At 58.2% G+C, this 13,781-nt stretch carries 11 protein-coding genes; 2 read left to right on the forward strand and 9 right to left on the reverse strand.

What is annotated here, in order from left to right:
* Positions 1 to 38 precede the first annotated feature (38 nt).
* On the forward strand, positions 39 to 1,145 hold the full coding sequence (locus AC0T7J_RS11065) for a tyrosine-type recombinase/integrase (protein ID WP_473794134.1): 1,107 nt from the start codon (positions 39 to 41) through the stop codon (positions 1,143 to 1,145).
* An 18-nt stretch (positions 1,146 to 1,163) separates the two neighbouring features.
* Here AC0T7J_RS11065 and pagP read toward each other — a convergent pair whose 3' ends face one another.
* A complete protein-coding gene (gene pagP, locus AC0T7J_RS11070; RefSeq protein ID WP_473794135.1) occupies positions 1,164 to 1,733 on the reverse strand; it encodes a lipid IV(A) palmitoyltransferase PagP in 570 nt (189 codons plus the stop codon).
* A 442-nt stretch (positions 1,734 to 2,175) separates the two neighbouring features.
* Between pagP and fhuE the strand changes: the two genes are divergently transcribed.
* Positions 2,176 to 4,398: a ferric-rhodotorulic acid/ferric-coprogen receptor FhuE gene (fhuE, locus tag AC0T7J_RS11075; RefSeq protein ID WP_473794137.1), complete on the forward strand. Its 2,223-nt coding sequence runs from the start codon at positions 2,176 to 2,178 to the stop codon at positions 4,396 to 4,398.
* Between the two features lie 70 nt (positions 4,399 to 4,468).
* On the opposite strand, the gene AC0T7J_RS11080 is transcribed toward fhuE, so the two are convergent.
* Genes AC0T7J_RS11080 through AC0T7J_RS11115 form a run of 8 tightly spaced genes read right to left on the reverse strand, consistent with a single transcriptional unit; the run spans position 4,469 to position 13,630 of the window.
* Positions 4,469 to 5,314, reverse strand: a complete 846-nt coding sequence (locus tag AC0T7J_RS11080) for a VOC family protein (RefSeq protein WP_473794139.1) — start codon at positions 5,312 to 5,314, stop codon at positions 4,469 to 4,471.
* Between the two features lie 20 nt (positions 5,315 to 5,334).
* Positions 5,335 to 6,474 carry an amidohydrolase gene (locus AC0T7J_RS11085; RefSeq protein WP_473794140.1) on the reverse strand — a complete coding sequence of 380 codons (1,140 nt, stop codon included), beginning with the start codon at positions 6,472 to 6,474 and terminating at the stop codon, positions 5,335 to 5,337.
* Positions 6,475 to 6,476: 2 nt separating this feature from the next.
* Positions 6,477 to 7,577 (reverse strand): alkylhydroperoxidase domain protein, encoded by a 1,101-nt coding sequence (locus AC0T7J_RS11090; RefSeq protein ID WP_473794141.1) that lies wholly within the window; start codon positions 7,575 to 7,577, stop codon positions 6,477 to 6,479.
* Positions 7,574 to 8,581, reverse strand: a complete 1,008-nt coding sequence (locus AC0T7J_RS11095; protein WP_473794143.1) for a putative FMN-dependent luciferase-like monooxygenase — start codon at positions 8,579 to 8,581, stop codon at positions 7,574 to 7,576. Before AC0T7J_RS11095 ends, AC0T7J_RS11090 begins: the two co-directional genes overlap by 4 nt.
* Complete coding sequence (locus AC0T7J_RS11100; RefSeq protein ID WP_473794144.1) at positions 8,578 to 10,197, reverse strand: dipeptide ABC transporter ATP-binding protein; 1,620 nt, start codon at positions 10,195 to 10,197, stop codon at positions 8,578 to 8,580. Before AC0T7J_RS11100 ends, AC0T7J_RS11095 begins: the two co-directional genes overlap by 4 nt.
* Positions 10,194 to 11,045, reverse strand: coding sequence for an ABC transporter permease (locus AC0T7J_RS11105; protein ID WP_473794146.1), 852 nt, complete (start codon positions 11,043 to 11,045; stop codon positions 10,194 to 10,196). Before AC0T7J_RS11105 ends, AC0T7J_RS11100 begins: the two co-directional genes overlap by 4 nt.
* The gene (locus AC0T7J_RS11110) at positions 11,042 to 11,983 is read right to left on the reverse strand and encodes an ABC transporter permease (RefSeq protein WP_473794147.1); all 942 of its coding nucleotides are present in this window, start codon (positions 11,981 to 11,983) and stop codon (positions 11,042 to 11,044) included. The genes AC0T7J_RS11105 and AC0T7J_RS11110 overlap by 4 nt, the downstream gene beginning before the upstream one ends.
* Positions 11,984 to 11,995: 12 nt before the next feature.
* A complete protein-coding gene (locus AC0T7J_RS11115; RefSeq protein ID WP_473794149.1) occupies positions 11,996 to 13,630 on the reverse strand; it encodes a TIGR04028 family ABC transporter substrate-binding protein in 1,635 nt (544 codons plus the stop codon).
* Positions 13,631 to 13,781 lie beyond the last annotated feature (151 nt).

Genomic DNA, 13,781 nt, shown 5'->3' on the forward strand with positions numbered 1-13,781 from the left:
TAGAATGGCCCGCTCTTCAGTGATTAACAGGTATAAATGTGACCCCAGATCTGACACAGATCCCTGCGCGTTCAGCCCATGTAGGCCGCCATGTATTGATCTGGCTGGAGCAGGTTAAAAAGGCTTCACTCAGTGAGCTGGATAATTTTGGCGATGAAGGCACGGTGGAGCAGGTGATGAAGGTCTGGGTAAAACTCTCGCTGCTGATCAGCCGGCGGCGTCCTGAAATCGCCATCTCCTCGCTGCTGAAACATGTCCTGCCGAATATCGGTTTGCAGCCACTTAAAACGCTGAACCGCTTACGCCTTAACCGGCTCTATAACATTCTGATCGCCGACGGTAAAAAAGAGGAGGCGCGGCGGGTGTTCGCGCTGACCAAACAATTTCTCGCCTGGGCCGAGATGCAGGGCTATCTCGATCATTCACCCATCGCTTCAATGAAAAAGCGTGATGTCGCGGGTCGTGCTACGCCGCCGCGCAGTCGGCAACTCACCGATGCCGAGATCTGGGTGTTCTGGCACGGTCTGGATAACTGGGCGCTCTCGGAACAGGCGCGCTGGGCGCTGCGTTTATGTCTGGTCAGCGCCCGGCGGCCGGATGAAATTGTGCAGGCGCAGAAAGCGGAGTTCGATCTGCAATTAGGATTGTGGAAGCAGGGCACGCGCAATAAATCGCAGCGGGAGCATGTGCTGCCCATTTCACCGCTGATGCGTCAGTGCATCGAAGCATTGCTCCGCGCCGCCGATCCGGACTCACCCTGGCTGGTGCCCGCGCCACGCGATCCGCAACAGCCGCTGTCAAAAGGCGCGCTGAATCAGGCACTTCGCCGGATGATCCGCGCTCCACGTGGACTGGGACTGGAGGCGTTTACCCCGCGCGATCTGCGCCGCACCGCGCGTTCAAAGCTCTCAGCGCTCGACACGCCTAATGACGTCGCCCGAAAAATTATGAACCATGCGCTGGAAGGAATCGATCGGGTTTACGACACTCATGACTATCTGAGCCAGATGCGCAGCGCCATGACTATCTTTTCGGACGCGGTTGAGACGATTATAGAATGCGAAAGTTACCATCTGCTGCGTCATCGCTATGATGGCGAGATCCTCACGCTGGACGATCTCTCGGTCATGGCGATGTCACGCTAACGCTTATATCGGCAACTATCAGAAGTGGTAGCGCAGCCAGGCAAAATAAACGTTGCCGTTGTTATGGGTGCCGGGAATATAGGTCATCTGGAAATCGAGATCGCCATAGCCGACAGAGGCAAGCGGCAGTAGCGCAGGCACCGGAATATAATCCCAGTTATGTCGTGCGGTAAAGCCCGCCGTGTAACCTGCACCCCAGTGAAAATTCTGGTCGGCCAGCGGACGCCATGTTGCCACCCAGCCATAGCCACCAAACGGCTCCCATTTATTAAAAGAGTCTTTAAACGCCATTAAGTAGATGCCGTTCCAGTTCCCTTTTTCATCGTAGCGGGAGATCCCGCCACCCGCGCCCCAGGGTCTTTCATTATATTTATTGATGTGTTCACGATCGTAGGTGGCCCGGTTGTGCCAGGTAATCGCGGGCAGATAAAAGTCCACGCCTTCCGGCTGCTGCCAGGTTGTGGCAACTTTATCACTGAAATTTTCCCAGCCTGCACTCACATTTTGCATAAGTGAGGCAGAATGGGCTGAGAAAACACTGAAAACGGTTGTCATCATCAGCGCTTTAATAGGTAACGTTTTGCGCATGCACGAACTCCTGCAATATCTGGTGTTAAATAAGGAAAAAAATGTTTCAAGAGGAGTATTGTGGCATGAAGAGAAGCAACTTCAGGTCAATGAACGGCTATTACAGGATTTTATAATTAATGTAATTGACGCTGCAGCCCTGCTTTTCTGAGAAATCTGCAGACGCACTGACGTAATTAACGCCCCTTACCTTTATCACCTTCCAGCAGCCTTTCACGCGCAGACAATTCCCTGAAAAAATTCGCATTATTTGTTAACAAAATCTTGCAATGATAATCGCAATGCGTATATTTCTCATTTGTTTTAGAAGTTCATCACACCCGCGCGCAGGCGCTCAGGGAAAGGTTTCTGGTTCCTCAAACCATTAGCAGGGCAGCGATGTCCGCAGGAAGCACGGTCGTGACAGTGGCAGCATAAAAACATAAAGATAATTGAGGAATTAATGAACGCTTTCGATCTTCAACACCCCGGGGCGACGGGCACCTCTGCTCCGCAACGTCTACTCCGCTTCTCCTTGCTGGCTGCCATCGTCGCCTCGTCGCTGGCGCATAACGCGGCTCATGCTGCAGAGACCGCCGCACCCGCGGCCAGCGATAACCAGACGATGACGGTCAGCGCGTCAGCCGATGATGCCGTAGCCGCTTCGCCCGCCACCGATTACAGCGTGCCGGTCACCCGTGCAGGCACTAAAATGCTGGGCACCGTGCGTGATGTGCCACAGTCAGTCAGCATTGTCAGTAAACAGCGTATGGCCGATCAGCAACTCCAGTCGCTGAATGATGTGCTTGCCAATACCACCGGCATCCGCGGTATCAGTGGTGATATGGATCGCACCAACTACTATGCGCGCGGCTTTATGATCGACAACTACATGGTCGATGGTATCCCTACTGCCTTTGCCGCTCGCTGGAACCTGGGCGATGCGCAGACCGATATGGCAATGTATGAGCGCGTTGAAGTGGTGCGCGGAGCGACCGGTCTGTTAACCGGACCGGGTAATCCTTCAGCCGCCATCAATATGGTGCGCAAACATGCCGACAGCAAAGCGTTCGGCGGCACCGTCTCCGCCAGCTACGGCAGCTGGAATAAGCAGCGTTATGTGGCCGATCTCTCGGCTCCGCTCAGTGACTCTGGCAATGTACGTGGCCGGCTGATCGCGGGCTGGCAGGATAACAACAGCTTCATAGAGCGTTACGGCGCCAAAAAACAGTTCATCTATGGCGTGGTTGACGCTGACCTGACCGACTCTGCCACGTTGTCGGTCGGCTATGAGTTCAGCCAGGTCAATACGGACTCTACCATGTGGGGTGGCGCACCGCGCTGGTACACCGATGGCACGCAGATTCATACCCGACGCGGCTACAACACCGCACCTGACTGGGCCTACAACGATAAAGAGAACCGTAAAGTCTTTGTGAATCTGAAACAGGACTTTGACAACGGCTGGAACATCACGCTGAACGGTGCGCATAACGAGATGCGCCTGGACAGTAAGCAGATCTATCTTGATGGCTATTTCGATCGCAACACCGGGGCGGGCGTCTCTTCCTATGCCAACTATCCGGTGGTGGGCGGAACCGGTTATAACACCGGTAAACGCAAGGTCGATGCCGTTGATGCCTTTGCCAGTGGCCCGTATGAACTGCTGGGTCGTCAGCATGAGTTGATGGTGGGCGTCAATTACACTCGCCAGGATAACAAGTACTTCAGTACCTTTGAGAATATCTCATCGGCGTCGCTGGGCAACTACAACGCGTTTAACGGTCAGTATCCGGAATCGGCCTGGACGCCGCGTCTGCCAGCCAGCGACACCCAGCTGGTTCGCCAGAAATCGACGTATATGGCGACCCGCCTGTCACTCGCCGATCCGCTGCACCTGATTATCGGTGCCCGCTACACCAACTGGAACCGTGAAACGCCGGGTGGTGAAATGGAAGAAAATAACACCACCCCTTACGGCGGATTGATTTATGACTTCGCGGAAAACTGGTCGGCTTACGCCAGCTATACCTCGGTGTTCCAGCCACAGGATTATCGCGATGCCAGCGGCGCTTTCCTGTCGCCTGTTATCGGCAAAAACTACGAGGCAGGCCTGAAATCTGACTGGATGGACAGTCGCTTCACCACCTCGATTTCGGTGTTCCGCACCGAGCTGAATAATGTCGGTGAAGCAACCACTCAGACGATTCAGGGTTCAGGTGATGTCGCCTACATTGGCCGTAAAGGTGTGGTGAGTCGTGGCGTGGAGTTTGAAGTCAACGGCGCATTAACCGACAACTGGCAGATGACCCTGGGCGGCACGCGCTACATTGCGGAAAACCGCGATGGCAGCACCTTTAACCCGCAACTGCCGCAGACCAGCTTTAACCTGTTCAGCAGCTATCGCCTGCCAACAATGCAGCAACTGACGCTGGGCGGCGGCGTGAACTGGCAGACCCATATCTGGAATGATGTCGGTGGCCCGGAAGGCAATGGCACCTGGCGTGCCCGTCAGGGCAGCTATGCGCTGGTTGATCTCTTCGCCCGTTATCAGGTGAACAAAAATCTGTCACTGCAGGGCAACCTCAACAACCTGTTCGACAAAGAGTATGACACCAACGTGGCCAGCTCTGTGGTCTACGGCGAACCGCGTAATTTCTCCGTGACCGCCAGCTACACCTTCTGATTTGTGTCGTTGTAAAGCCTGTGACAAACGCCTCAGTTGAGGCGTTTTTCATCAAATCCTGAATCTGTACTCAGGTAAAACGCAGTGCCAGGTTAAAACCTTCTGCCGACTCCACCACAATCGCCTCGGGCTGCTCCTGAAAAGCAATGTCACCCGTCACCAGCGCGCGTTTCACCAGGGCGAGATCGTCCGTCTCAAAACCCAGCGCGACCATCCGGGCGCTGCCATCATAGTCTTCCGGCAGCGGGCCAAACCGCTGCTGCGCATAGTCTGCCGAAGCAAACCGTACCGTGGCGGCACCGGCGCGCAGGACAAAGGCCCCTTCGGGACAGGCGAGCACCTTAGCGGCCCCAAACAGGCGGCTATAGACCAGGGCTGAAAGCGCCGGATCCTGCGCGACAATCACAAACTCACTGATATTACGCACGCCATTGGGGTGACGCTGCCATGCCGGCTGCCATACCGCTTCGGGCGTCAGATGCTGGCAAAAAAAGCAGCGGCCATTAGACACCAGTGAAGGGCGAATCCGCACAGTCCGAAAATGCGCTTCACTCACCGAACCGTCGGGCAGGGTGACCGGACGATGAAAGGCCGCTGGCGGATCGCCATCCAGATCCTGCCGTTGCAGATGCTGAAATTCACTCTCTGTATCGCGGCTTTTCCACACCAGACCGCTCAATCCCAGTGGCGACTGCCAGAGATCGGCGCGCTGGCTCCCTTTGCCCGTCTCATAGCCCAGCAGTTCCAGGTAATTCTCACCAAAAATCGCCAGATGATTACTCGATCCCAGCGAGTGATGACCCCGTTCAGTGAGCTGAAAGCCGAGCCTTCGGAAGCGCGCGCTGGCGCTGTCGAGCTGGTCGGCCACGTTAATCACCGCATGATCAAGAATCGGGTGTGGAACCTGAACTGACATAGCAGCACTCCTTTTTTTCGTCATTGCGCCGCCACAATCTGCAACGCGCGCGGCACCAGCTGCGTGAAGTAGTCCACCGCCGGGCCAATCAACGCTTCATCAGGATCGAAGGCGGCGTGATGCAGACCAAATTCGCTGGCACTGCCGATGCTGACAAATGCCCCCGGCACCTGCTGCAGATAGAAGGCAAAATCTTCTCCGCCCATCTGCGGCGACTCAGCGTGCTCCGCGAGATAGCCACTCTGTTGGGCAACGTCCAGCGCAACATCCACCCAGCCTGGCGTGTTAATCAGGGCCGGCGGTCCTTCAGTCCACTCCAGTTCGGCGGTCGCACCAAATCCGGCGGCAATACCCTGAATCAGGGCTCGCATGCGGTGCGGGATCTGCGCCCGGATTTCGCCGTTGTGGGTGCGTACGGTGCCCTCCAGCTCAACGCTTTGCGGCAGCACGTTCCAGGTATTACCGGCGGTAAAGCGCGTCACGCTCAGCACCACCGTTTCCAGCGAGCTGAACACCCGGCTCGGCAGGGTCTGCAGAGCCGTTACGATATGGCTGGCAATTACAATCGAATCGATGCCCTCCTGCGGTCGCGCGGCATGGGCGCCTTTGCCCTCAATGCGGATCACAAAGCGGTCGACGTTGGCATAAAATGCGCCCGCCCGGCTGCGCAGCGTGCCCAGCGGCAGGTCGGGCGCGTTGTGCAGGCCAAATATCGCCTGAACGCCTTCCAGCGCACCGGCATCAATCAGCTGACGTGCGCCATTAAAGCTCTCTTCAGCGGGCTGAAACAGAATCCGTACCCGGCCTTGTAGCGTGTCTTCCTGCTGTTTCAGCTGCAAAGCCACGCCGAGCATCACGGCGCTGTGAACGTCGTGACCACAGGCGTGCATCACGCCCGGCTGCTGTGATCGCCATGGGCGATCGGTGGTTTCTTCAATCGGTAACGCATCAATATCCGCGCGCAGGGCGATCAGGGGTTCGCCATGACCGATTTCTGCCACGACGCCGGTTTTCAGCCCCAGCGGCAACAGCCGGATCCCGGCCTGCTCCAGCCAGCGGCTTATGCGTTCCGTGGTGGCAAACTCATGATTCGAAAGTTCCGGATGCTGATGCAGTTCGCGACGCCACTGCACCAGTTGGTTGGTTAAAGGCAAAGTCATGGTTATCCCTGTTGTTCTGGCAGAAAAGGTTCGCCCAGCGTCAGCATCAGGCGATTAGCCCAGGCAAAAAAGGCGGTTGATTGAATCAGGTCGAGCAGGGCGAGCGTATCCAGACCCTGTTCGCGCAGTGCAGAGAGCTGCGACTGTGTCGGCTGAGCAGGGGTCAGCGACAGCGCTGCTGAAAATGCGATGATCGCCTGCCAGCGCGCGGCATGTCCGTGAGATAACACCGCGCCGGGTGCGACGTTCAGCAGCTTCTGTACCGCTTCATCCTGCTTTGATAGCTGGCTGGCTTTACGCGCATGAACTGAGGCGCAGTAGATGCAGCCGTTAACCTTACTCACCACGGTGGCAGCCAGTTCGCGCTCAGCGCGTGGCAGCCCTCCTGCGGTATAAAAAATGCCTTTATCGGTCAGGGTACGCTGCTCCAGCAACGGCAGATTACGCGCCAGCAGGCGAAAATAGTCGGAGTCGGTGTGACCGAATTTTGCCAGTGTCGCCTGCTCTTCCTCGCTGAATTCCGTCAGCGGTTTTGCCGGCAGCCAGGGCTCCCAGCCGAGTTCCTGTTGCGTAAACGCGGTCAGGGCAGTTTTGCCGCTGGCTGTTAGTCGTGCCTCGTGCCAGTGACCGGCGACTACCGGGGCTACCTCACCCGGTGCCTCATCGCCCTGTAAGCTGCGCAGACCCGCCAGCAACCTGCTCTGAAAACTGACAAAAGCCACAAGCTGTGCCAGTGTGACAATGCCGCGCAGGCTCCAGCCCGCCTGTTTCAACGCCTCCAGATGTGCGGGGGCAGCGGCAACCGGCTCAAAGGTCAGGCGATGGGCAAAAGCCAGTGCCGCGTTGATCCGATCACTCCCGGCCAGACTCTCCTGTAGCGGGTAGTGCGCCTGCAGGCCGGGTTGTGCATGCCAGCCGGCAACCTGTGCGGCCAGCAGACGGCGCTCCGCCAGCGGAAAATCCTCATCACCCTGGCTAAACAACAGGGTGTAGCTACCCTGAGCATGTTGTGTAGCGGCGTGACGTGTCTGGCGCGCACGGGCCAGTTCGGAATCAGGATCGATATCTGCCAGTGTGGCGATCAAATCGTCAGGTTGATTCATGAGATTCTCCTGTGAGGTTCGCCAGCGGCACGAAGCGCGGGCGCAAGATGTTGGGCAATCAGTTCAATCGAGCGCAGTGTGTCGGCATGCGAAGGCTCAACCGAATGCACCTGAAATGAGATGTCGGTGACGCGCGCCAGTGCGCTGTCCTGCGCCAGCGAGTGCTGCACCTGATCGATGCCGCCAACATGGGCATCAAACTGCGCCAGCAGGTCATCAAAGCGGTCACCGCGTAATTCGCCACGATACTGCGCAGCCTGCTGACGAATTCCCGGTTCAGCCACCTGACGGGCATAGCGGTCAGAATCGGCCACGAATGCGGTACGGGAGGCGAGGATGCGCGGAGGGGTTCCCGCAGGAAGTGCCGCAAGATAGGCATCGATCAGCGGATTCTGCAATGCATCCAGCGGCAGCTCAGGCTGGCCCGCCGGGCGCGGTTGGGTGCGGGACAGCATCAGGCCATGGCCGCCCTGAGCGGCACGGATTGCGCCCTCAACCGAGAAGGTGGCGATCCACACCCGTCCGGCAAGCTGCGGCGCGGCGGGATAGAGATGATTATCAGGATGCCCCAGTGAATCCCCGCGCCAGGCGCTGAGCAGCGTATGCAGATGGTCAGCAAAGGCGGCACCACGCTCGGCAAAGGTCAGACCAAACGGCAAAAATGAATCCGGCGTGCCCCCGGAGCCCAGCCCGATCTCCAGCCGCCCATCTGCCAGCAGATCCAGTACCGCGGCATCTTCAGCCACCCGCAGCGCATTTTCCATTGGCAGAGTGATGATGGCGGTGCCGAGCCGGATGGTGTGGGTCTGCGCGGCGACATGCGCCAGGAAGAGCAGCGGCGACGGCAGACCTCCCTCATCCTGATGAAAATGGTGCTGAGCAATCCACGCATTATCAAATCCGCAGCGTTCGGCATGCTGAATCTGTTCGGTGGCCAGCTGATAGCGCTGTTTCGCCGGCACCTTATCCAGCAGCCGGGTAAAAAATCCGAGACGTCGGCTCATGCTGACTCCTTGTGGGTTAAGGGAACAAGCGGAGGGATGGCAGCCATTAATTCCCGGGTATAAGGATGCTGTGGCGCACTGAAAATAGTGACAACGTCACCTTGCTCTGCGACGTCGCCCGCTTGTAACACCGTGACGCTGTCGGCAATCTGCCGCACCGTCGCCAGGTCGTGCGTGATAAACAGATAAGTCAGACCCAGTTCGGCCTGGAGCTGCTGCAACAGGTCGAGTATTTGCGCCTGCACCGTGACATCCAGCGCCGAGGTTGCCTCATCCAGTACCAGAATCTCCGGCTTGCAGATTAGCGCCCGCGCAAGCGCCACACGCTGCCGCTGACCGCCGGAGAGTTCGTGAGGCTGACGTGACAGCAGTGAGAGCGGCAGCGCCACCCGCGTGGTTATCGCTTCTACACGCTCACGGCGCTGACTGCGGCTCAGCCGCTCAAAATTACGCAGTGGCTCTTCGATAATGGCATACAGCGTCTGACGGGGATCGAGCGAGGCAAACGGGTTCTGATAGACAAACTGGATCTTACGCCGCAGCTGACGCAGCGCCTCGCCGCGTAATCCGTTGACTACGATGCCATCCAGCGTCACCTCGCCGCTGTCGGCGGGTTCAAAACCCATAACGATACGCGCCAGCGTGGTTTTGCCGGAGCCGGATTCGCCTACCAGGGCATGCGTAGTGCCGCGCGCTACCTGGAAGCTCACCTGGTTCAGTGCCTGCAGACGCTGCTGTTTGCCCAGCGAAAAGCTTTTCATCACGCCGGTTGCCCGGATGGCGGGGGCAGAAAAACGGGCGGTTGCAGATTTAACTCTGGCGGGTCGCTGCGGTGCCGCATCATTCAGTAACTGACGGGTATAAGGATGAGCAGGCGCGCTGATAACCTGAGCAGTGCGGCCCGATTCCTGAATCTCGCCGTGACGAAACACGATAATACGGTCTGCGCGTTGCGCCGCCAGCGCCAGGTTGTGGGTGACAAACAGCACGGCGGTGCGGGATTCCTGCCGCAGGTTGTCCAGCAAATCGAGAATGCGCTTTTGCATCGTGACATCCAGCGCACTGGTCGGCTCATCCGCAATGATGATCTCCGGCTGCAGGGCGAGGGCAATGGCGATCAATACCCGCTGCTTCATGCCGCCCGACAGCTGATGCGGATACTGCTTAACCCGCTGTTCCGGATGGCTGAGGCCGACGCGCGTCAGCAGGTCAATCACCCGCTGCTGGCGCTGCGCTGACGGTAATTTCAGGTGCAGTCGCAGGATCTCTTCCACCTGTTCGCCGACCGTTTTCACCGGATTCAGGGAATTACCGGGATCCTGGGGCACCAGACTGATGCGCGCACCGCGCAGCGTATCGAAGCGCTTTTGCGACCACTGACTGATATCCACGCCGTTGAGCAGAATCTCGCCCCCTTCGCGGCGGCCATTTTCCGCCATCAGACCCATTATCGCCTGTGCGGTGGTGGTTTTACCGGAGCCGGACTCCCCGACCAGCGCCACCATCTCCCCGGCGTTCAGCTCGAAGCTGACGTTATGTACCACCGGCTGCCAACGGTTGCCGCTGCGATAGCTAAGCGTCAGATCGTTGACCGCGAGTAACGGCTGAGTGCTCATCGGCGTCCTCCGGAAAGTTGCTGGCTGATGCGGTTGGCTGCGAGCACCACAGCGACCACCACCACACCAGGAAAAGTAGTCAGCCACCAGGCGGTAGCCAGGTAATTACGCCCTTCAGCGATTAACAGACCCCATTCCGGCACCGGCGGCGGAGTGCCGTAGCCGAGGAAGCTCAGAGTCGACAGCGCCAGAATCGCCTGACCAAATTGCAGGGCGGCATAGGCGATCACCGGCGTCAGCGCATTGGGCAGAATGTGACGCCACAGCACGCTGAAAAAGCGGCCGCCGCTGCCGTAAGCCGCTTCGACATACTCACTGTGACGGATGCGCACCACTTCGGCGCGTGCCAGTCGGGCGAAGCTGGCGATGGAGGCAATGCCCACCGCTAATGCGGCATTCAGGGTGCCGAAGCCGAGTAAAATCAGCACGCTCAGAGAGAGCAGCAGCGCCGGAATCGCCAGCAGGACATCCACTGCGCGCATCACAATTGCTTCAGTTTTGCCGCCGATAGCCCCTGCCACCAGACCCAGCGCGGTACCTGCCAGCAGTCCGATCACCACCGCCATGACGGCGGCGGAGAGTGAATGGGACGCGCCGTAAATGATGCGGGCAAAGAGATCGCGGCCGAGCTGATCGGTGCCGAGCCAGTGTCCGGCCTGTGGAGCGAGTCGCTGTGCACCCGCAATGCCTTCAATCGGGCTGGCCTGGGTAAAGAGGGCCGGGAACAGGGCCGCCAGTACGGCCAGCAGCATGACTGAAACGGCCAGCCACAGGCCCGGCGAGAACTGTAGAGTGCGCCTCTTTGCCGCCACGGGTTGCCGCGCGGCAGCGTAATCAACCAGACTCATGTTGCACCTCGTAACAGCTGTAAGCGCGGGTCAAACAGCGGCATCAGCAGATCCACCAGCAGGTTGATCACCACAAAACCCAGTGCGGAGATCATCACCACCGCCTGCAACACCGCCACATCCTGATTGTTCACCGCCTGCTGCGTCAGCTGTCCCAGACCGCCCAGGCCAAACACCGTTTCGGTAATCAGCGCACCGGCAATCAGTTCTCCCAGCAGCAGGCCCGCCACGGTGAGCACCGGCAGCATGGCGTTGCGCAGGATGTGCCGCCACAGCACAGAGTGCTCGCTGGCCCCTTTGGCGCGTGCCACCGCCACAAAAGGCCGGGTTGCAACTTCATCGATGCTGCGCAACAGAATCTGTGCCAGCGGCGCAGAGATCGGAACGGCGACCGTAATGATGGGCAGAATCAGCCCCTGCCACGGTGAGGGATTGATCACCGGGATCCAGCGCAGCTGGAACGAGAAGAGCTGAATCAGGGCTATGCCGAGCCAGAAGGTTGGCACTGAGATAAACAGCGCGGGCAGTGACTGAAGCAGATTACGCAGGCCGCGCAGGGCAGGCAGCCGCGACAGTGTCGCCAGTACGAATGCCAGCAGTGTCGCCAGCAAAAAGCCGCACAGGGCCAGTCGCAGCGTGCCAGGCAGATTGCTGGTCAGCAGCTCACTGACCGGCACGCCTGCCTGCACCGAATAGCCGAAGTCGCCGTGCAGCATCGCCGCCAGCGCGTGCAGATATTGCTGCCACAGCGGGCTGTCCGCGCCATAGGCCTGACGCAGCTCAGCAATCTGTTGCGGACTCAGGCCGAGATCCGGGTTCTGAAACTTGATCAGCACCGCATCGCCTGGCAGCACCTGTAGCAGCACAAACGACAGGGTAAACGCGGCCCACAGTACCAGCACGCCCAGACCAGCGCGTTGCAGCAGATAATGACGCATCCTCACCTCCGGTTACTGTTTGTCCAGCCAGACGCCATAGAGCGCCGGACGGCCCACCGCTTCAAAACTGACCCCTTTCAGCCAGGGCGCACCGGCATAGACCTGCGGCTCTTCGAAGATCGGAATCACATAGGCCTGGTCCAGCAGGTAGCGCTGAACGTCACCGGTCAGCTGTAACCGTTTTGCGGGGTCAACTTCAGCGGAGATCGCGACCAGCAACTGGTTCAGTTTGTCATCGCGGAAATTTTTCACTTTGTCGCTGGAGCCGCCTTTCTGCAGCAGGTTGTCGCGGTTAGCCGGGTAGAAGCTGCTTTTGATCACGTCGGGATCGGCACGGCCGACTTCGGTGACGTTCAGCGGGGTCTTAAGAGGATCGAGGTTATCCAGCGTTTTGCTGCCGGCATCGCCCGCTTTCACGCTGAGGGCGACGCCCGCCTGGCGCCACTGCTGTGCCACCAGTTGCAGCACCTCTTTGTTTTGCGGCTGCGGCAGTGATTCATAGACGGTTAGTGCCAGTCGCTGGCCTGCTTTTTCACGGATGCCATCGGCACCGGGTTGCCAGCCCGCCTGGTCCAGCAATGTCTTCGCTTTCGTCAGATCAAAAGTGAGTTTGTCCGCCAGATTGACGTAGCCGGCGGCGGTGGTCGCCACGACCGAGGTTGCCTGCGGATAGTTCGGCGAGAAGAGCGTCTCAACCACCTGTTTCGCATTGGTGGCGTGCAGCAGCGCCTGACGCACCCGGATATCGCTGACCAGCGGATTATCCGGACGGAAGCTGAGGCTGTCGTTTACGCCACGGGTCGGCGCGGCATAAACCGGGAAGTTCTGATCTTTAGCCTGCTTCTCATCGTAGGCCTGCACCTGACGGATCAGGCCTGCCTGACCCGCCAGCAGTGCACCGATGCGCACGCTGTCTTCCGGCGTCACGATCACTTTTATCGCATCCAGATTGGCCGGACCTTGCTGCTGAATGTTTTTCGGTCCCCACTGATAATCTTTACGTGCTTCTAGATCCACTTCCCGACCGAGCTTCTCATCACTGACCACAAACGGGCCGGAGCCGATGATATGACGCGCATCGCCCAGCTGATCGAAACTGCGCGCCAGGGTACTCAGCGAAACCAGGCCAGAGCCAATGGTGGCAGTGCCCTGTAAAAATCCGGGCGAGGGCTTTTTAAAATAGAATTTCACCGTCAGCGGGTCGATCACTTCGCTGCGTTCATAGTTATTAATCACTTCCGATACCGGCAGGCGCAGCGCTTTATTTCCCAGCCCGTAGGTATCAAAGTTTTTCGCTACCGCGTTCGCATCTAATGGTGTGCCATCGGAAAAAGTCACGCCAGGCCGTAATTTAAAGGTGTATTCAGTTTTGTCGGCGTTGGTAGTCCAGCTTTCCGCAATCCAGGGTTCAACCTGCAGCGTTTCGGGATTCTGCCAGGTTAATTTATCGGTGATCTGATTGAGAATGCCGCCATTCGGGTAAAAGCCACCGGCAGGGGGATAGAGGTTGGTATGTGCCTGCTGTTCAAGATAAATCAGCGTACCGCCTTTGACCGGTGCAGCCACCGCGTTAAAGGTCAGCGTCCCGGCAAGTAAAGTAAAAACCAGCGTTTGTGCGCGTGGTTTAAGGGGAAATAACGTCTTCATGGTGAATTCCTTTGTTATCAATTGCCTCAGCAGGCGGAATCATCATCGAATGACGTAACACACAGATAAAGTAACGATTTGGTCAAAGCTTATCTGAAAAAAATAAATGCGGGATTGAGTGGTTGATATTTGTCTGAATGGGATGACCTAA

Source organism: Pantoea sp. E956-1 (genome assembly GCF_982223955.1).